The following is a 19872-nucleotide window of genomic DNA, read 5'->3' as shown; positions in this document are numbered from 1 at the left end:
TCCGATGAATAAAGCCGTCTCCGACCTGTCCTCCCACACTCCGATGATGCAGCAATACTGGCGCCTGAAGAATCAGCACCCGGACCAGCTGATGTTCTATCGCATGGGCGATTTCTACGAAATCTTCTACGAAGATGCGAAGAAAGCCGCCAAGTTGCTGGACATCACCCTGACCGCGCGCGGGCAGTCGGCGGGTCAGGCGATTCCGATGTGTGGGATTCCTTACCACGCGGCGGAAGGTTACCTGGCGAAACTGGTCAAGCTCGGCGAGTCGGTGGTGATTTGCGAGCAGGTCGGCGACCCGGCCACCAGCAAAGGCCCGGTGGAGCGTCAAGTCGTACGGATCATCACGCCGGGAACGGTCAGCGACGAAGCGTTACTCGATGAACGCCGCGATAACCTGATCGCAGCTGTATTGGGCGATGAGCGTCTGTTCGGTCTGGCAGTACTGGATATCACCAGCGGCAACTTCACCGTGCTTGAGATCAAAGGCTGGGAAAACCTGCTGGCAGAACTGGAGCGGGTGAATCCGGTTGAGCTGCTGATTCCGGATGACTGGCCTAAAGACCTGCCGGCGGAGAAACGCCGTGGCGTACGTCGTCGTGCGCCGTGGGACTTTGAGCGTGACTCGGCGTTGAAAAGTCTCTGCCAGCAGTTTTCCACCCAAGACCTGAAAGGCTTCGGCTGCGAAAACCTGACCCTGGCCATCGGCGCTGCCGGCTGCCTGCTGGCCTACGCCAAAGAGACCCAGCGCACCGCCCTGCCCCACTTGCGCAGCCTGCGTCACGAACGTCTCGATGACACCGTGGTGCTCGACGGCGCCAGCCGGCGCAATCTGGAACTCGACACCAACCTGGCCGGTGGCCGCGACAACACCCTGCAATCGGTGGTCGATCGTTGCCAGACCGCCATGGGCAGCCGTTTGCTTACTCGTTGGCTGAACCGGCCGTTGCGCGACCTCACCGTGTTGCTGGCACGCCAGACGTCGATTCGCTGCCTGCTCGACGGCTACCGTTTTGAAAAGCTGCAACCGCAGCTCAAGGAAATCGGCGACATCGAGCGGATCCTGGCGCGAATCGGCCTGCGCAATGCGCGACCACGTGACCTTGCGCGTCTGCGTGACGCTCTCGGCGCACTGCCCGAACTGCAAGTGGCGATGACCGATCTGGAAGCGCCGCACCTGCAGCATCTGGCGGCCACCACCAGCACCTATCCGGAACTGGCGGCGCTGCTGGCAAAAGCCATTATCGACAACCCGCCAGCGGTGATCCGTGATGGCGGCGTGCTGAAAACCGGTTACGACAGCGAACTCGATGAACTGCAATCGCTGAGCGAAAACGCCGGCCAGTTCCTCATCGATCTCGAAGCCCGGGAGAAGGCCCGTACTGGTCTGGCCAATCTGAAAGTCGGCTACAACCGTATCCACGGCTACTTCATCGAGCTGCCGAGCAAGCAGGCTGAATCGGCGCCCGCTCACTACATCCGCCGGCAGACGCTCAAAGGCGCCGAGCGTTTCATCACGCCCGAGCTGAAAGAATTCGAAGACAAGGCGCTGTCGGCCAAGAGTCGCGCGCTGGCTCGGGAAAAAATGCTTTACGAAGCGCTGCTCGAAGACTTGATCAGCCAGTTGCCGCCGTTGCAGGACACCGCCGGCGCCTTGGCCGAGCTGGATGTGCTGAGCAACCTTGCCGAGCGTGCGCTGAATCTTGACCTGAACTGCCCGCGTTTCGTCAGCGAGCCATGCATGCGCATCACCCAGGGTCGTCACCCAGTGGTCGAGCAAGTGCTGACCACGCCGTTCGTGGCCAACGATCTGAGCCTCGATGACAACACGCGCATGCTGGTCATCACCGGCCCGAACATGGGCGGTAAATCCACTTACATGCGGCAAACCGCTTTGATCGTGTTACTGGCGCATATCGGCAGTTTCGTGCCGGCCGCCAGTTGCGAGTTGTCGCTGGTCGACCGCATCTTCACCCGTATCGGTTCGAGCGATGATCTGGCCGGCGGTCGCTCGACCTTCATGGTCGAGATGAGCGAAACCGCCAACATCCTGCATAACGCCACCGAGCGCAGTCTGGTCCTGATGGACGAAGTCGGGCGCGGTACCAGCACCTTTGACGGTCTGTCGCTGGCGTGGGCGGCGGCCGAGCGCTTGGCTCATCTGCGTGCCTATACGCTGTTCGCTACGCACTACTTCGAACTGACCGTGTTGCCGGAAGCCGAGCCGTTGGTGGCCAACGTCCACCTCAACGCGACCGAGCACAACGAACGCATCGTGTTCCTGCACCATGTTCTGCCTGGGCCGGCCAGCCAGAGCTACGGCTTGGCAGTCGCGCAACTGGCTGGTGTGCCGAGCGAAGTGATCCTGCGCGCGCGTGAGCATCTGAGTCGTCTGGAAGACACAGCCCTGCCCCACGAGGCGCCGAAACCGGCAGCCAAGGGCAAGCCGTCGACACCGCAGCAAAGCGACATGTTCGCCTCGCTGCCACATCCGGTGCTCGATGAATTGGCCAAGGTCGATCTGGACGACATGACGCCACGTCGAGCGCTGGAAATGCTCTATGCACTGAAGAACCGGATATAAGCACTGAAGAAGCGGATATAACGCAATTCGCTTCAAGCTGTTAGAATCTCGCGCGGTTCGGGATGCTGCTGGCTCATAGCCTGGTCAGCAGGTATCGCTCCCGAACCTGGCGACCCCAACCGTGAAGGGGCAACGCTGCCGCCGCCTGAGGAGAAAATTAGAAATGACCTTCGTCGTCACCGACAACTGCATCAAGTGCAAGTACACCGACTGCGTAGAAGTCTGTCCGGTGGACTGCTTTTACGAAGGCCCGAACTTCCTGGTGATTCACCCGGACGAGTGCATCGACTGCGCGCTGTGTGAACCAGAATGCCCGGCTGTGGCGATCTTCTCGGAAGACGAGATCCCAAGCGGCATGGAAAACTTCATCGAGCTCAATGCCGAGCTGGCGGATATCTGGCCGAACATCACCGAAAAGAAAGAATCGCTGCCTGATGCTGAAGAGTGGGATGGCAAGCCAAACAAGATCGAACAACTCGAACGCTGATCTACCCCGCGCTCGACTGAAAGGCCCCTTGTGGGCCTTTTTGCTTTTGCAGGTTTTACTTTTCTTCAGACGAAAAAAGGGGCGGTATGACCCGCCCACATTTTTTCCCTATTCCCTGTAGTCCTTTTCATCGTCCTGATGAATCGCCTCCTGCGATGTCCGTTCCCCTCTTCCGTGAAGGGCGTGTCTGTCCGTCGACACAGCCCTGATATTAGAGAGTTTCCGCAGCGGAGCAATCAGGCTCAGGCGCAGGTCTACGCTGACATAAAGACATAACAATTTAAAAATATTCATATAAATCAGCAAATTACCGCTTAGCATTGATCGCAATCGCATTCTGCCGAAGTGTAAAAATAACGAACACTTACGACACAGTAAGCAAAGGCTTACAGCGCGAGACTACAAACTCAGAAAATGCTGACCGCTCGTCTGGCACATTCCCGACAAACGCGATGCACGAGACAGGCATAAACAAAAAGCCCCGACTGATTGAATCAGCCGGGGCTTTTTTTGCGCGCGGTCGATCAGGCGCTTATTGGAACAGCGACTCGCTCGACAGGCCATTCTTCTCCAGGATCTCGCGAAGGCGCTTGAGGCCTTCCACCTGGATCTGCCGTACCCGCTCGCGGGTCAGGCCGATCTCCAGGCCGACATCTTCCAGCGTGCTGCTTTCGTGACCGCGCAGGCCGAAGCGGCGAATCACCACCTCGCGCTGCTTGTCGGTCAGCTCCGACAGCCATTGATCGATGCTCTGCGACAGGTCGTCGTCCTGCAGCAGTTCGCACGGATCGGTCGGACGATCATCAGTGAGGGTGTCCAGCAGGGTTTTATCCGAATCCGGACCCAGCGAGACGTCGACCGAAGAAACCCGTTCGTTCAGGCCCAGCATGCGCTTGACCTCGCCCACCGGTTTTTCCAGCAGGTTGGCGATTTCTTCGGGTGAAGGTTCGTGGTCGAGTTTTTGCGTCAGCTCCCGTGCGGCCCGCAGGTACACGTTGAGCTCCTTGACCACGTGAATCGGCAACCGGATGGTCCGGGTCTGATTCATGATCGCGCGTTCGATGGTCTGACGGATCCACCACGTGGCGTAGGTCGAGAAGCGGAAGCCGCGCTCGGGATCGAACTTTTCCACCGCGCGGATCAGGCCGAGGTTGCCCTCTTCGATCAGATCCAGCAGCGACAGCCCCCGATTGACGTAACGCCGGGCGATCTTGACGACCAGCCGCAGGTTACTTTCGATCATGCGCTTGCGCCCGGCCGGATCGCCACTTTGCGACAAGCGTGCAAAATGAACTTCTTCTTCCGGGGACAGCAGAGGGGAAAAGCCGATTTCGTTGAGATACAGCTGCGTGGCATCAAGTGCCCGAGTGTAGTCGATGTATTTATGTTGTTTGAGTGTGGCGGAGTGTCTGGATTTGGAACGAACGGAAGGTGGAGCAGCCCCTTCATCATTCAACATCGAATCCGAATCGATGCCGGTCTCCATAAGGAGAACCTCATCGTCGATGTCAAACTCCGGCACTTCTTTACTGAGAGCCATTGTTATAGTCCTTTGGTGAGTTCGACCCCAAGCTCAAGCGACGCCTTTATCCTTGGCAACGCTGGAGCCTGTCCCCTCTACGCGACGGAACAGGCTGGCCTACAAATCAACGTCTTGGCAGGAACTGCAGCGGATCCACAGGTTTACCTTGGCGGCGAATCTCAAAATGCAGTTTCACCCGGTCTGTACCCGTTGACCCCATTTCGGCAATTGTCTGTCCGACCTTGACCTGCTGCCCCTCCCGAACCAACAGCCTGCGGTTATGTCCGTAAGCACTGACGTAGGTTTCGCTGTGTTTGATGATGACCAATTCGCCGTAGCCCCTTAAGCCACTCCCGGCGTATACGACCGTCCCATCAGACGCAGCTAAAACAGGCTGTCCCAAATCTCCGGCGATATCAATTCCTTTATTCAAACTACCGTTTGAAGAGAATTTTCCAATCAGAACGCCATTAGATGGCCATCCCCAGCCGGTCGGGGCCGGGCCTGCCGGAGGCAGTGGAGCGGGTGCAGGTTTGCTCGCGACGGACGGTACAACCCCTTTGGAACCGGTGGTTGTAGTGGTTGTGGTGCCATTCGCCTGGCGCCGGATTACCGTGGTTTTACTCGACGAAGAAGGTGAAGAACTGGAGTTGCTCACCACCGCTGTCGGCGTTGAACCGCTGCGCCCGTCGAAGCGAATTGTCTGACCCGGATGGATCGTATACGGCGTAGGAATATTGTTCCGGGCGGCGAGGGTTTTGTAGTCCCAGCCGTAACGAAAGGCGATCGAAAACAAGGTATCGCCGGGGCGGACTACATATTGCCCGGTAGTAACGGTCGGACGTTGTGCGACCGAATTATTGCGATCGACAACCCGTACGTTGCTCGATTTGGTGCTGGAGCAACCGACCAGCAAGGTGCTCAAGACAAGGCCAGTCACCAAGCGCTGAAAGCTCGTGTTACCCATACGCTGCGCAATGACTGTGAGACTCACCCGCCGCTCCCTTTGTGGTGGCTGAAAATTCTGAATGCCGCACTGCGGCATGAAGTGTCGCAAGTATAACGGGCCGAAACGGCTTTACCTTTAATGACGCGAAATCACCGGACGCACACGTTTGCCAAGGGCAAGTACGCAGCGTTTAAACTCTGGCTGCCGGTGTAAGACCGGCGCCGTTGAAAGGAATTCAGCGCCTGTTTGCAAATGCTCAGGCCAGTGGTCCGTTGAGCAAAGGCACGAAACGCACAGCGCCCAAAACGTGTCGGGAAAAGCCATGTTCTTCGCGCACGATCAGCATCAGTTGTTGCACTTCACCGGAGCCGACCGGAATCACCATGCGCCCACCGGGGGCCAGTTGATCGAGCAAAGCTTGCGGTACATCGGTGGCAACGGCGGTGACGATGATGCCGTTGTAGGGCGCCAGCGCCGGCCAGCCTTCCCAGCCATCGCCCCAGCGAAACACCACGTTGCGCAGGTTCAGCTCGATCAGACGCTCCTTGGCGCGGTCCTGCAGCACCTTGATGCGTTCGACCGAAAACACCCGTTCGACCAGTTGCGACAACACCGCTGTCTGGTAGCCGGAACCGGTGCCGATCTCCAACACTTTATCCAGCGGACCCGCCTCCAGCAGCAGCTCGCTCATGCGCGCCACCATGTAAGGCTGGGAGATGGTCTGGTTGTTGCCGATCGGCAGCGCGGTGTCTTCGTAAGCGCGGTGCGCCAGCGCCTCGTCGACAAACAGGTGACGCGGCGTGCGGCGGATCACTTCCAGGACTTTGGCGTTCGACACGCCTTCTTCATACAGCCGCTGGATCAGTCGCTCGCGCGTACGCTGGGAGGTCATGCCAATGCCGCTGCGCAGGCGGTCGTCATGTTCACGCATCAGCTCAGCCCCCCCAGCCAGCCATCAAGACTTCTGAAGGCATCATTGAAGGTGCGATCGAGCTGCAACGGTGTGATGGACACATAGCCCTGCATCACGGCATGAAAATCGGTGCCCGGGCCGCCGTCTTCAGCGTCGCCGGCAGCGGCGATCCAGTAACCGGCCTTGCCGCGCGGATCGACCACTTTCATCGGCGCCGCCGCGCGGGCGCGATGACCGAGGCGGGTCAACTGGATACCACGGATGTGATCAATGGGCAGATTGGGAATATTCACATTGAGTACCGTGCGCGGTGGCAGATCGAGCCCAGCGTGGGCCTCGACCAGCTTGCGCGCGAAGTACGCCGCGGTCGGCAGGTTGTCCACTTGGCGCGAAACCAGTGAGAACGCGAACGACGGACGCTCAAGAAATCGTCCTTCAAGGGCTGCCGCCACGGTTCCGGAATACAGCACGTCGTCACCGAGGTTGGCGCCGAGGTTGATGCCGGAAACCACCATGTCCGCTTCGCGCTCAAGCAAGCCGTTAAGGCCCAGGTGAATGCAATCGGTCGGTGTGCCGTTGAGGCTGATGAAGCCGTTGGCCAGGTATTGCGGGTGCAGCGGACGGTCGAGCGTCAGCGAACTGCTGGCGCCGCTTTTGTCCTGCTCCGGGGCGATAACCACGCATTCGGTGTAATCCGCCAGCGCAGCATAAAGCGCGGCGAGACCGGGCGCGGTTACCCCATCGTCGTTAGAAATCAGAATACGCATGGGCTGTCCGTCTGCCCCACCGGCACCAGATCAACGAGCTCGCGCACCAATACGGTGGCAAAGCATCCGGCCGGGAGGACGAATTCCAGTTGCAGAATGTCAGGTTGGGGATAATGCCACGTCAACCCGCCAATGGGCAGCCGCAGGATGCGACGTTCATGGCTCATGCCGGCGTGGATCAACCAGTCACGCAGATCCGCTTCGCGGGCGGCGATCTCCTGCTCCAGTTCATGGACTGCGCCAGCGGTTGGCGAGTCACCTTCGCCCCACTGCGGACCGGTCGCGTGCAGGTCGAGAATCGACAGACGCGGGTCGCTGCATTCGGCTTCGCCGGCCGGGAAAAAGCTGCGGCTGTCAGTAAAGGCCAACAGATCGCCCACCAGTGCGGTGTTCCAGGTGCCATCGGCGACGCGCGCCGCCAGCACCTGGTTGAACAGAAAGCTGCGCGCCGTCGACAGTAACCGCGATCGCACATTACGCTGTTCCGGCAAAGCCTTGCGCGCCGCCCACGCCCGCGCATCGACAACGTTGCCGCCATCATGGCCGAAGCGCTGAGCGCCGAAATAATTAGGGATGCCTTGTTTGGCGATCAGTTGCAGCCGCTGCTCAATCGCGTCTTTGTCGCCATTGAATTGAGTCAGGCGCAGGGTGAAGCCATTAGCCGAATGCGCACCACGTTGCAGCTTGCGCTTGTGGCGCGTGGTCTTGAGGATCTTCAGCGTGTCGTTTTCCGCCGCCGACAGATCCGGATCGGCCTTGCCCGGCAATTGCACGCTGAACCACTGTCGGGTCAGGGCCTGACGATCTTTGAGGCCGGCATAGCTGACGGTGCGCAACGGCACGCCGGCTGCCTTGGCGATCCGCCGTGCCGCTTCTTCGGTATTGAGGCCGCGCTTTTCCACCCAGATCCACAGATGTTCGCCGTCACCGCTGAACGGGATATCCAGCACTTCATCGACCTGAAAATCTTCGGCGATGGCTTTCAGTACCGCTGTGCCGAGGGGCTCACCATAGGCCCGTGGGCCGAGTAATTGCAGTTCATTCATGCGCGCAGCAACAAGGCTACGGAGTGCACGGCGATGCCTTCTTCGCGACCGACAAAGCCAAGCTTTTCGGTGGTGGTAGCTTTGACGTTCACTTGATCCAACTCAACTTGAAGATCCGCCGCGATCAGCGCGCGCATCGATTCGATATGCGGCGCCATTTTTGGCGCCTGGGCAACGATGGTGTTGTCGACGTTGCCGACTTTCCAGCCCTTGGCGTGGATCAGACTGACCACATGACGCAACAGCACACGGCTGTCGGCGCCCTTGAATTGCGGATCGGTGTCCGGGAAGTGTTTACCGATATCACCCAGCGCCGCCGCGCCGAGCAAGGCATCGCTCAAGGCGTGCAGCAGGACGTCACCGTCGGAATGAGCGAGCAGCCCGAAGCTGTGTGCAATCCGCACGCCGCCCAGAGTAATGAAATCGCCTTCAGCGAAACGGTGCACATCGTAGCCGTGGCCAATACGCATAAAAAAAACGCCCCGATTTTTGTCAGGGCGTGATTCTACCTGCATTAACCGCGCAGAGCGCGTGCGTGATGCTGCAAGTGGTCGTCAATGAAGCTTGAGATGAAGAAATAGCTGTGGTCGTAGCCCGGTTGCAGGCGCAGCTCCAGCGGATGCCCCGCTTGTTTTGCTGCGTGTTGCAAGGCCTCGGGTTTCAATTGCGTGGCGAGGAAATCGTCACGATCACCTTGATCGACCAACAACGGCAACTTCTCCGTCGCCTCCGCGATAAGCACACAGGCGTCCCACTCCTTCCACTTCGAACGGTCTTCGCCCAAATAGTTGGAAAAGGCCTTCTGACCCCACGGGCAATCGATCGGATGGGTGATCGGCGAAAAGGCCGAAACCGATTTATACCGCCCAGGATTGCGCAAGGCACAGACCAAAGCACCGTGGCCGCCCATCGAGTGGCCGCTGATGCTGCGCTTGTCGGAAGCGGGGAAATGCGCTTCGACCAGAGCAGGCAATTCCTGCACGACATAGTCATGCATCTGATAGTGCCGAGCCCACGGTTCCTGCGTGGCGTTCAGATAAAACCCGGCGCCGAGACCGAAATCCCAAGCCTTGTCTGCATCGTCCGGAACATCCGGACCGCGTGGGCTGGTATCCGGGGCGACGATAATCAGACCAAGCTCGGCGGCCATGCGCATCGCACCGGCCTTCTGCATGAAATTCTCATCGGTGCAGGTCAGCCCGGACAACCAGTACAGCACCGGCAGCTTGCCCCCCTGCTCCGATTGCGGCGGCAGGTACACGGCGAAGACCATGTCGCAATCAAGCACTTCGGAGCGATGGCGATAGCGCTTGTGCCAGCCACCGAAACTCTTCTGACAGGAAATGTTTTCCAGATTCAAGGGATTCTCCCTAGCTGTAAGCTGCAAGCCGCAAGCTTCAAGAAAAAGCACGAACGCCTTTACTTGCAGCTTGAAGCTTGCAGCTCGGGGCTGCTGTTAGAAATGAATGACGGTGCGGATGCTCTTGCCTTCGTGCATCAGGTCGAACGCCTTGTTGATATCTTCCAGGCCCATGGTGTGGGTGATGAAGGTATCCAGCGGGATCTCGCCGCTCTGGGCCATGTCGACGTAGCTCGGCAATTCAGTACGGCCACGCACGCCGCCGAACGCCGAACCGCGCCAGACGCGACCGGTAACCAATTGGAATGGACGGGTAGCGATTTCCTGGCCGGCACCGGCGACACCGATGATGACCGACTCGCCCCAGCCTTTGTGGCAGCACTCAAGCGCGGCGCGCATCAGTTGCACATTGCCGATGCACTCGAAGGAGAAGTCGACGCCGCCATCGGTCATGTCGACGATTATTTCCTGGATCGGACGATCAAAGTCTTTCGGGTTCACGCAGTCGGTTGCACCGAGTTGTTTGGCGATTTCGAACTTGGCTGGATTGATGTCGATGGCGATGATCCGCGCAGCCTTGGCTTTCACCGCGCCGATCACGGCCGACAAGCCGATACCGCCGAGACCGAAGATTGCCACGGTGTCACCCGGTTTGACCTTGGCGGTGTTGAGCACGGCGCCGATACCGGTGGTTACGCCGCAACCGAGCAGGCAAACCTTCTCCAGCGGCGCGTCTTTGGAGATCTTGGCCACGGAGATTTCCGGGAGCACGGTGTATTCCGAAAACGTCGACGTCCCCATGTAGTGGAAAATCGTTTCGCCCTTGTAGGAAAAGCGCGAAGTGCCGTCCGGCATCAGGCCCTTGCCTTGGGTGGCGCGAATCGCCTGGCAGAGGTTGGTCTTGCCCGACTTGCAGAATTTGCACTGGCCGCATTCCGGGGTGTAGAGCGGGATGACGTGGTCGCCGACGGCAACCGAGGTCACGCCCTCGCCGATCGCTTCAACGATGGCGCCACCTTCGTGGCCGAGGATCGACGGGAAGATGCCTTCCGGGTCTGCGCCGGACAAGGTGTAGGCATCGGTGTGGCACACCCCGGAAGCGACAACGCGCAGCAACACTTCACCAGCCTTCGGCATGGCGACATCGACTTCTACGATTTCCAGCGGCTTCTTGGCCTCGAAGGCAACGGCGGCGCGCGACTTGATCATGCTGACTCTCCAGTGAATCCAATAAATAAAAAAGCAGACAGACAGTGTAGTTCAGCGCGTCCCGAGGAATAATCCGGACGAAAGCAAAACATTATTGCCATACAGGGATAATCCAAGTGTCGGAAAACCGCTGGGAAGGCATCGACGAGTTCGTTGCCGTCGCCGAATGCAACCAATTCACCGCCGCTGCCGAGCGTCTTGGGGTTTCTTCCTCGCACATCAGTCGACAAATCGTACGGCTCGAAGAGCGTTTGCAGACACGCCTGCTCTACCGCAGCACCCGGCGAGTTACGTTGACCGAAGCCGGGCAGACTTTCCTGCAACATTGCCAGCGCCTGCAGGACGGTCGCGAAGAAGCCTTGCGCGCGGTAGGCGATCTGACCAGCGAACCGAAAGGCATGCTGCGCATGACCTGCGCGGTGGCCTATGGCGAACGCTTTATCGTGCCGCTGGTGACTCGCTTCATGGGGCTGTACCCGCAGCTGCGTATCGATATCGAGCTGAGCAATCGCCAGCTGGACCTGGTGCATGAAGGGCTGGATCTGGCAATTCGTCTGGGTCGGCTACAGGATTCGCGCTTGGTCGCGACACGCCTGGCGCCACGGAGAATGTACCTGTGCGCGTCGCCTTCCTACCTGGAACGGTATGGGCGCCCACACAGTTTGTCGGAATTGAGTCGACACAATTGCCTGATCGGCAGTTCGGATATCTGGCAACTGGAACAGAACGGGCGGGAATTTTCCCAGCGAGTGCAAGGCAACTGGCGTTGCAACAGTGGGCAGGCGGTGCTGGATGCGGCGCTTCAGGGTGTCGGGTTGTGTCAGTTGCCGGACTATTACGTGCTCGAGCACCTGCACAGCGGCGCGCTTATTTCCTTGCTGGAGGCGCATCAGCCGCCGAATACCGCGGTGTGGGCGCTGTATCCGCAGCAGCGGCATTTGTCGCCGAAGGTGCGCAAGTTGGTGGATTATTTGAAGGTGGGACTGGCTGAAAGGCCGGAGTACAAACTTTGAGTTATTGGTTGCCTGTGCGACCGCTTTCGCGAGCAGGCTCGCTCCCACAATTGACCGAGTTCGACAGCTGAAAGCATTCCCTCTGTGGAAGCGAGCCTGCTCGCGAAGGCAATGGCACAGCGACCCCAAATCTCAGCGGCGATTCGCCCATCGCTGGCGCAACCACTCCAGATCTTCCGGCCGGGTCACCTTGAGGTTATCCGCGCGCCCTTCAATCAGACGCGGTGCCAGACCGGCCCATTCCATCGCCGAAGCTTCATCGGTGATCACGGCATCCGCAACCAGGCTGTCGGCCAACGCCCGATGCAACGCACCGAGGCGGAACATCTGCGGTGTATACGCCTGCCAGATCACGCTGCGATCCACGGTTTCAACCACACGTCCGTTGTTATCAACGCGTTTGAGCGTGTCGCGAGCAGGAACCGCCAACAGACCGCCGACCGGGTCATCCGCGAGTTCGGCAAGCAACTTGTCCAGATCATCGCGACTCAGATTCGGCCGGGCCGCATCGTGCACCAGCACCCAATCGTCATCGTCGGCACCTTGCGCATGCAGGTGCAGCAAGGCATTGAGCACCGACGCGGAACGCTCCGCGCCGCCATCAACCCGCTGAATGCGCGGATCGTTGACGCATGCCAGATTCGGCCAATAGGGATCATCGACAGCAAGACTGACCACCAGGCCCTTGAGGCTCGGGTGATCAAGGAAACAGCCGAGGCTGTGTTCGAGAATTGTGCGCCCGCCCAGTTGCAGATATTGCTTGGGACGGTCCGCGGCCATTCGGGCACCGACGCCCGCGGCAGGAATCACGGCCCAGAAGGCCGGCAGGGAATCGATCATTGGGCCAACTGGTAAAGGGTTTCGCCGTCCTTGACCATGCCCAGTTCGTGACGAGCCCGCTCTTCGACGGTCTCCATGCCTTTCTTCAGCTCGCTGACTTCAGCGTCCATCACCCGGTTGCGCTCCAGCAGGCCTTCGTTCTCGGCATGTTGCTCGGCGATCTGCTGTTTCAGCTCGGCGACCTGCGCCAGACTGCCATTGCCCACCCACAGGCGGTACTGCAGACCGGCCAGCAGCAAGAGCAAAACAAGAAACAACCAGTAAGGACTGCGCATCGAATATCAGGTATCCAGTGAAAAAAGACAGCCACGCATAATGTTGCAGCATCTGATAGCACGAAGCCTGGAAAGATCCAGGCTTGTGCTTAAGGCATCAGATTAGTGGCAAATCCATCGCTGTCACGACTTTTCCGACACAATCCGGTGTCCTTTGATCAGGTTGCGCTTAACCGCGGAACTCGGCACGGCCGTTGTACTTGGCCTTGCCGTTCAACTGCTCTTCGATACGCAGCAGTTGGTTGTACTTGGAAACGCGGTCGGAGCGGCACAGCGAACCAGTCTTGATCTGGCCAGCCGAGGTGCCCACAGCCAGGTCGGCAATGGTCGAATCTTCGGTTTCGCCGGAGCGGTGCGAGATCACTGCGGTGTAACCGGCAGCCTTGGCCATCTGGATGGCTTCCAGGGTTTCGGTCAGGGTGCCGATCTGGTTGAACTTGATCAGGATCGAGTTGGCGATCTTTTTATCGATGCCTTCTTTGAGGATCTTGGTATTGGTCACGAACAGGTCGTCGCCCACCAGCTGAGTCTTCTCGCCGATCTTGTCGGTGAGGATTTTCCAACCAGCCCAGTCGGATTCGTCCAGACCGTCTTCGATGGAGATGATCGGGTAACGCTCGGTCAGACCTTTGAGGTAGTCGGCGAAACCTTCAGCAGTGAACACCTGGCCTTCCCCGGACAGATTGTACTTGCCGTCTTCGTAGAACTCGCTCGCGGCGCAGTCCAGTGCCAGGGTCACGTCGGTGCCCAGCTTGTAACCGGCGTTGGCCACGGCTTCGGAGATCACTTTCAGCGCGTCTTCGTTGGACGCCAGGTTCGGTGCGAAACCGCCTTCGTCACCAACGGCAGTGCTCAGACCACGAGCCTTCAGCACAGCTTTCAGGTGATGGAAAATCTCGGTGCCCATGCGCAGACCTTCCGAGAAAGACTTGGCGCCAACTGGCTGGACCATGAATTCCTGGATGTCGACGTTGTTATCGGCGTGCTCGCCACCGTTGATGATGTTCATCATCGGTACCGGCATCGAGTACACACCCGGGGTGCCGTTGAGGTTGGCGATGTGTGCGTACAGCGGCAGATCCTGATCCTGCGCAGCCGCCTTGGCCGCAGCCAGGGACACGGCGAGGATGGCGTTGGCGCCCAGGGTTGCCTTGTTTTCGGTACCGTCGAGCTTGATCATCGCGTGGTCGAGGGCTTTCTGGTCGCTCGGGTCGGTGCCCAGCAGCAGATCGCGGATCGGACCGTTGATGTTGGCTACCGCCTTGAGCACGCCCTTGCCCAGGTAACGGCTCTTGTCGCCATCACGCAGCTCGAGCGCTTCACGCGAGCCAGTGGATGCACCGGACGGCGCGCAGGCGCTGCCGATGATGCCGTTGTCGAGAAGCACGTCCGCTTCCACGGTGGGATTGCCACGGGAGTCGAGAACTTCACGACCTTTGATGTCGACGATTTTTGCCATTGTTGTAAACACTCCAAAGTTGACGAAAACGACGCAGCTAGAGGAAATCTTTATCGTCGGCAAGCGAAGTACAGCGGGCAGACTTGCAGACGACAACGCTCACGCCCGAGGGCATGAGCGACAAATCGTGCGGTACTTTACCGGAGAATCGAGCGTTACGCGGTTTCTACCGTCGGAAAACTCTTCACCAGTTCGTCCAGAGCTTTGAGCTGGGCCAGGAATGGCTCCAGTTTGTCCAGACGCAAGGCGCAAGGGCCGTCGCATTTGGCGTTGTCCGGATCCGGATGCGCTTCGAGGAACAGACCCGCCAGCGACTGGCTCATGCCGGCCTTGGCCAGATCCAGAACCTGGGCACGGCGACCGCCGGCGGAGTCGGCACGACCGCCTGGCATTTGCAGCGCGTGGGTCACGTCGAAGAATACCGGGTATTCGAACTGCTTCATGATGCCGAAGCCGAGCATGTCGACCACGAGGTTGTTGTAGCCGAAGCTCGAACCACGCTCGCAGAGGATCAGCTGATCGTTACCGGCTTCCACGCACTTGTTCAGGATGTGTTTCATTTCCTGAGGCGCAAGGAATTGGGCTTTCTTGATGTTGATCACGGCATTGGTCTTGGCCATCGCCACGACCAGATCGGTCTGGCGCGACAGGAAGGCCGGCAACTGGATGATGTCGCAGACTTCAGCGACGACCGCGGCCTGGTCCGGCTCGTGGACGTCGGTGATGATCGGCACGCCGAACGCTTGCTTGATGTCCTGGAAGATGCGCATGCCCTCTTCCAGGCCAGGACCGCGATACGAGGTCACAGAAGAACGGTTGGCCTTGTCGAAGCTGGCCTTGAACACGTAAGGGATACCGAGTTTCTCGGTGACCTTCACGTACTCTTCGCAAACCTGCATGGCCATGTCCCGGCTTTCCAGCACGTTCATGCCGCCGAACAGGACCATGGGTTTGTCGTTGGCAATCTCGATGTCGCCGACGCGGATGATCTTCTGTGCCATCGGGTTACGCCTTCTTCTGGTGTTGAGCCAACGCGGCTTTGACGAAACCGCTGAACAGCGGATGACCGTCGCGTGGGGTCGAGGTGAACTCAGGGTGGAACTGGCAGGCAACGAACCATGGATGATCCGGCGCTTCAACCACTTCGACCAGCGCAGCATCGGCGGAGCGACCGGAAATCTTCAGGCCGGCTTCGATGATCTGCGGCAGCAGGTTGTTGTTCACTTCGTAACGGTGACGGTGACGCTCAACGATCACGTCCTTGCCGTAGCAATCATGGACTTTGGAGCCCGGCTCAAGCAGGCAATCCTGTGCGCCGAGACGCATGGTGCCGCCCAGATCGGACGCTTCGGTACGCACTTCGACAGCGCCGGTGGCGTCTTCCCACTCGGTGATCAGACCGACAACCGGATGGCCGCTGGCACGATCGAACTCGGTGGAGTTGGCGTCTTTCCAGCCCAGCACGTTACGGGCGAACTCGATGACCGCCACTTGCATGCCCAGGCAGATGCCGAGGTACGGAACCTTGTTTTCGCGAGCGTACTGAACGGCAGTGATCTTGCCTTCCACGCCACGCAGACCGAAGCCGCCCGGCACCAGAATCGCGTCAACACCTTCGAGCAGCGCAGTGCCCTGGTTCTCGATGTCTTCGGAATCGATGTAGCGCAGGTTGACCTTGGTGCGGTTGCTGATGCCGGCATGGCTCATCGCTTCGATCAGCGACTTGTAGGCGTCGAGCAGTTCCATGTACTTGCCGACCATGGCGATGGTCACTTCGTGTTCCGGGTTCAGCTTGGCATCGACCACTGCGTCCCACTCGGACAGATCGGCGCTGCCGCACTGCAGACCGAAACGCTCAACGACGAAATCGTCCAGACCCTGCGAATGCAGGATGCCCGGGATCTTGTAGATGGTATCGGCGTCTTCCAGAGCAATGACCGCACGTTCTTCAACGTTGGTGAACTGGGCGATCTTGCGACGCGAGGACACGTCGATCGGGTGATCGGAGCGGCACACCAGCACGTCTGGCTGCAGACCGATCGAACGCAGTTCCTTGACGGAGTGCTGGGTCGGTTTGGTCTTGGTTTCGCCAGCGGTGGCGATGTACGGTACCAGCGTCAGATGCATCAGCATCGCGCGCTTGGCGCCGACTTCGAAACGCAACTGGCGGATGGCTTCGAGGAACGGTTGCGACTCGATGTCACCGACGGTGCCACCGATCTCGACCATCGCCACGTCTGCGTCACCGGCACCCTTGATGATGCGGCGCTTGATTTCGTCGGTGATGTGCGGGATTACCTGGATGGTTGCACCCAGGTAGTCGCCACGGCGCTCTTTGCGCAGCACGTGCTCGTAGACACGGCCGGTGGTGAAGTTGTTGTTCTGGGTCATGGTCGTGCGGATGAACCGCTCGTAGTGCCCCAGATCCAGGTCGGTCTCGGCGCCGTCGTGGGTGACGAACACTTCACCGTGCTGGAACGGACTCATGGTGCCTGGATCGACGTTGATGTACGGATCCAGCTTCAGCATGGTGACCTTAAGCCCCCGCGCCTCCAGGATAGCCGCCAATGAAGCCGAGGCAATGCCTTTCCCCAATGAAGAAACAACACCGCCCGTGACGAATATGTAGCGCGTCATGAAAAACCCTAGAAGTCTGCGTTAAAGCGGAACGAGCCGCCGGGGAAAGCGAAGGAAGGCCGAAGCCCCCGATCACCTGCATTAATCACAGTGCACCTTTCGAAAAAACCGCCGCGTTGTGACAGACCGGCAGATGAAACACCGGTACGTTGCTCGCTACACATTTTTTGGAATCGCCCAGCAAAGACTGCTTGGTAATCGGCAACTCCTGCAATTCAGGCGAATCCACAGAAGTTGTATCAAGAAGGGAGCGTAGTCTACCGGAATGCTCCTTTCAGCTCAAACCTTGATCTTCGTCTGTTGGCTGCCAGTGCAATGTCCAGCCTTCGTCCATCTGACCAGCAAGACCCGGCAGGTTCGCCACGGCGAGCAATTCTTCGCCACGAAACAGCAGCGGCAATCTGCCACGCACGAAGGCCGGCACCGCGCGCTCGTTGAGCAGACGCTTGAGATCACGACTGCCGCGCTCGGCCATTCGCATGACCTCACCGCCCTGCCGATAGGCAATACGCAAAGGCCCGGATGGAGCTTGCCCGTGGAGCATGACGCGTCCGTTATCCGGCAAGCGTAGCGCTGAAGTCGGGGTCTGCCAGTCGGCGCCGATCACTGGCGTACCCAACCAACTGCCGCTCAGCCACCAGACTCGACCGGCGCTGCGGTGCAGCTCTCCGTCGGCCAGACGCCAGATCGGCGAAGCGTCGGCGCCGGCATTGCACAGCGTTGTCCAACCCGACCAATGGTCAGCATCCGGCAGCCGGGTCAACGGTTCGAGCCAGTGGCTGAGGGCATTTCGCTGGCGCGCGTCAGACAACGCCGTCAATGGTGTCAGCTCCAGCGATGGCACACCCAGCCAAGCGAATTCATGGGGCGTTTCGGCTTGTGCGAGATCAATCTGCGCCAGCTCATCGAGCAAGCCCTGCGCCTCACGCAGATGCGCAGCCGTTCGCGCCATGCTGGCCTGCGCTTGCGGCCAGCGCTCGGCCAGCAGCGGCATGACTTGATGGCGCAGGTAATTGCGCGAAAACTGGTGATCCTGATTCGACGGGTCTTCGATCCAGCGCAACCGATGCGCCTGTGCATAACTTTCCAGCTCGGCGCGGCTGACATCAAGTATCGGTCGAACCAGCGTGCCCTGCCCCACTGGACGCTGCTGCGGCATCGCGCCGAGCCCGCGGACACCGGCACCGCGCAACAGCCGAAACAGCAGCGTTTCCGCTTGGTCGTCGCGGTGTTGACCGGTCAGCAGTGCATCATCGGCTTGCGTCAGCGAATTGAACACGGCGTAACGCGCATCCCGCGCCGCCCGCTCCAGGCTCGCCCCGCCCTTCACGGTGACCCGCTCCACTTGCAACGGCACGCCCAGCGCATCGCAAACGTCTTGGCAATGTTGCGGCCACGCATCGGCCGCAGCCTGAAGGCCGTGGTGGATATGAATGGCGCTGAGCGCAGGGAGGGATTCAGTGTTCGCCAGGGTGGCGAGCAGATGCAGGAGGACGGTGGAATCGAGGCCACCGGAGAAGGCGATGCGCCAGTGAGCGACGTTGCGCCAGGGCTCAAGGTTCAGCAGAAGACGGGATGGCAAATCAATCATGGACTGACCCATAGCTCTCTCTTTGCCCCAAACAAATGTGGGAGCGAGCCTGCTCGCGAAGGCGGTTTAACATTCAACACATTCGTCGAGTGCTATACCGCTTTCGCGAGCAGGCTCGCTCCCACATAGGTATCGCGCTTCGACTTAGAGACCGTAGCTCATCAGGCGATCATAACGGCGCTTGAGCAGCGCTTCGTTATCGAACTGCTTGAGCATCGCCAGTTGCGAGCTCAGCTCGGCGCGGATCGAAGCGGCGGCAGCGGCCGGGTCACGATGGGCGCCACCCAGTGGCTCGCTGATCACCTTGTCGACGATACCCAGGCCTTTCAGACGCTCAGCGGTGATGCCCATTGCTTCAGCGGCATCCGGTGCTTTCTCGGCGGTTTTCCACAGGATCGATGCGCAACCTTCTGGCGAGATCACCGCGTAGGTCGAATATTGCAGCATGTTCAGTTGGTCGCAGACACCGATGGCCAGTGCGCCGCCGGAACCACCCTCACCAATTACGGTGGCGATGATCGGGGTCTTCAACCGCGCCATCACACGCAGGTTCCAGGCAATCGCTTCGCTCTGGTTGCGCTCTTCAGCGTCGATTCCAGGGTAGGCACCCGGGGTGTCGATGAACGTCAGGATCGGCATCTTGAAGCGCTCGGCCATCTCCATCAGACGGCAGGCCTTGCGATAGCCTTCAGGACGCGGCATGCCGAAGTTGCGGCGGACTTTCTCGCGCACTTCACGGCCTTTCTGATGACCGATGATCATCACCGGCTGGTCTTCCAGACGGGCGATACCGCCAACAATGGCTGCGTCGTCGGAGAAGTGACGGTCGCCGTGCAGTTCGTCGAACTCGGTGAAGATGTGCTCGATGTAATCGAGGGTGTAAGGGCGTTTCGGGTGACGCGCCAGGCGTGCGATCTGCCAGCTGGTCAGCTTGCCGAAGATGTCTTCGGTCAGCGTCTTGCTCTTGTCCTGCAGGCGGGAGATCTCATCGCCGATATTCAGCGAATTGTCATTACCGACCAAGCGCAACTCTTCGATCTTGGCTTGCAGGTCGGCGATCGGCTGTTCGAAATCTAGAAAATTCGGGTTCATAGGCGTCCGTCTTGGGTCGTGTCCCAAGTGAGCTTGGGCCGGCCGGTTGTCTATTCGCGCCCTACCTTAAGGGAGAGGCGCGCTGAGGTCGAGATTAAAAATTCAGGTTGCGGGCAAGCGCAATG

18 protein-coding genes are annotated in these 19872 nt (G+C 59.4%); 3 read left to right on the top strand and 15 right to left on the bottom strand.

Annotated elements, in window-relative coordinates; genetic code table 11:
* Positions 1-4: 4 nt before the first annotated feature.
* The gene (gene mutS / locus OK411_RS06615) at positions 5-2587 is read left to right on the top strand and encodes a DNA mismatch repair protein MutS (RefSeq protein WP_264364605.1); all 2583 of its coding nucleotides are present in this window, start codon (positions 5-7) and stop codon (positions 2585-2587) included.
* A 163-nt stretch (positions 2588-2750) separates the two neighbouring features.
* Complete coding sequence (fdxA, locus tag OK411_RS06610; protein ID WP_041478114.1) at positions 2751-3074, top strand: ferredoxin FdxA; 324 nt, start codon at positions 2751-2753, stop codon at positions 3072-3074.
* A 532-nt stretch (positions 3075-3606) separates the two neighbouring features.
* Here the strand turns inward: fdxA and rpoS are convergent.
* The 8 genes from rpoS to OK411_RS06570 all read right to left on the bottom strand — a co-directional run bounded on the left by rpoS (position 3607) and on the right by OK411_RS06570 (position 10840).
* Positions 3607-4614 carry an RNA polymerase sigma factor RpoS gene (rpoS, locus tag OK411_RS06605; RefSeq protein ID WP_016771451.1) on the bottom strand — a complete coding sequence of 336 codons (1008 nt, stop codon included), beginning with the start codon at positions 4612-4614 and terminating at the stop codon, positions 3607-3609.
* A 106-nt stretch (positions 4615-4720) separates the two neighbouring features.
* The gene (locus tag OK411_RS06600; RefSeq protein WP_016771452.1) at positions 4721-5590 is read right to left on the bottom strand and encodes a peptidoglycan DD-metalloendopeptidase family protein; all 870 of its coding nucleotides are present in this window, start codon (positions 5588-5590) and stop codon (positions 4721-4723) included.
* A gap of 211 nt (positions 5591-5801) precedes the next feature.
* Positions 5802-6437, bottom strand: a complete 636-nt coding sequence (locus tag OK411_RS06595; protein ID WP_162098733.1) for a protein-L-isoaspartate(D-aspartate) O-methyltransferase — start codon at positions 6435-6437, stop codon at positions 5802-5804.
* A 38-nt stretch (positions 6438-6475) separates the two neighbouring features.
* The gene (gene surE, locus OK411_RS06590) at positions 6476-7225 is read right to left on the bottom strand and encodes a 5'/3'-nucleotidase SurE (RefSeq protein WP_024011837.1); all 750 of its coding nucleotides are present in this window, start codon (positions 7223-7225) and stop codon (positions 6476-6478) included.
* Entirely contained in the window at positions 7213-8271 is a 1059-nt protein-coding gene (truD, locus tag OK411_RS06585; RefSeq protein WP_264364604.1) for a tRNA pseudouridine(13) synthase TruD, read from the bottom strand. Before truD ends, surE begins: the two co-directional genes overlap by 13 nt.
* Positions 8268-8741: a 2-C-methyl-D-erythritol 2,4-cyclodiphosphate synthase gene (gene ispF / locus OK411_RS06580; protein ID WP_125925197.1), complete on the bottom strand. Its 474-nt coding sequence runs from the start codon at positions 8739-8741 to the stop codon at positions 8268-8270. The genes truD and ispF overlap by 4 nt, the downstream gene beginning before the upstream one ends.
* Positions 8742-8785: 44 nt before the next feature.
* Positions 8786-9631 (bottom strand): S-formylglutathione hydrolase, encoded by an 846-nt coding sequence (gene fghA / locus OK411_RS06575; protein WP_264364603.1) that lies wholly within the window; start codon positions 9629-9631, stop codon positions 8786-8788.
* Between the two features lie 96 nt (positions 9632-9727).
* Entirely contained in the window at positions 9728-10840 is a 1113-nt protein-coding gene (locus OK411_RS06570; protein WP_264364602.1) for an S-(hydroxymethyl)glutathione dehydrogenase/class III alcohol dehydrogenase, read from the bottom strand.
* Positions 10841-10956: 116 nt separating this feature from the next.
* Between OK411_RS06570 and OK411_RS06565 the strand changes: the two genes are divergently transcribed.
* The gene (locus OK411_RS06565; protein ID WP_056783227.1) at positions 10957-11853 is read left to right on the top strand and encodes a LysR substrate-binding domain-containing protein; all 897 of its coding nucleotides are present in this window, start codon (positions 10957-10959) and stop codon (positions 11851-11853) included.
* Between the two features lie 132 nt (positions 11854-11985).
* On the opposite strand, the gene ispD is transcribed toward OK411_RS06565, so the two are convergent.
* The 7 genes from ispD to OK411_RS06530 form a co-directional block, all read right to left on the bottom strand.
* The gene (gene ispD / locus OK411_RS06560) at positions 11986-12693 is read right to left on the bottom strand and encodes a 2-C-methyl-D-erythritol 4-phosphate cytidylyltransferase (RefSeq protein WP_125918006.1); all 708 of its coding nucleotides are present in this window, start codon (positions 12691-12693) and stop codon (positions 11986-11988) included.
* A complete protein-coding gene (gene ftsB / locus OK411_RS06555; RefSeq protein ID WP_016771460.1) occupies positions 12690-12968 on the bottom strand; it encodes a cell division protein FtsB in 279 nt (92 codons plus the stop codon). The genes ispD and ftsB overlap by 4 nt, the downstream gene beginning before the upstream one ends.
* 169 nt (positions 12969-13137) lie before the next feature.
* Entirely contained in the window at positions 13138-14427 is a 1290-nt protein-coding gene (eno, locus tag OK411_RS06550; protein WP_016771461.1) for a phosphopyruvate hydratase, read from the bottom strand.
* A 155-nt stretch (positions 14428-14582) separates the two neighbouring features.
* The gene (gene kdsA / locus OK411_RS06545) at positions 14583-15428 is read right to left on the bottom strand and encodes a 3-deoxy-8-phosphooctulonate synthase (protein WP_016985082.1); all 846 of its coding nucleotides are present in this window, start codon (positions 15426-15428) and stop codon (positions 14583-14585) included.
* A 4-nt stretch (positions 15429-15432) separates the two neighbouring features.
* The gene (locus tag OK411_RS06540; protein WP_016771462.1) at positions 15433-17064 is read right to left on the bottom strand and encodes a CTP synthase; all 1632 of its coding nucleotides are present in this window, start codon (positions 17062-17064) and stop codon (positions 15433-15435) included.
* 274 nt (positions 17065-17338) lie between these two features.
* Entirely contained in the window at positions 17339-18667 is a 1329-nt protein-coding gene (gene tilS, locus OK411_RS06535; RefSeq protein ID WP_264364601.1) for a tRNA lysidine(34) synthetase TilS, read from the bottom strand.
* 132 nt (positions 18668-18799) lie between these two features.
* Complete coding sequence (locus OK411_RS06530; protein ID WP_016771465.1) at positions 18800-19747, bottom strand: acetyl-CoA carboxylase carboxyltransferase subunit alpha; 948 nt, start codon at positions 19745-19747, stop codon at positions 18800-18802.
* Positions 19748-19872 lie beyond the last annotated feature (125 nt).

Source organism: Pseudomonas sp. RG1, from assembly GCF_025910115.1.
Lineage (GTDB): Bacteria > Pseudomonadota > Gammaproteobacteria > Pseudomonadales > Pseudomonadaceae > Aquipseudomonas > Aquipseudomonas atacamensis.
This window is presented reverse-complemented; position numbering and strand designations above follow the sequence as displayed.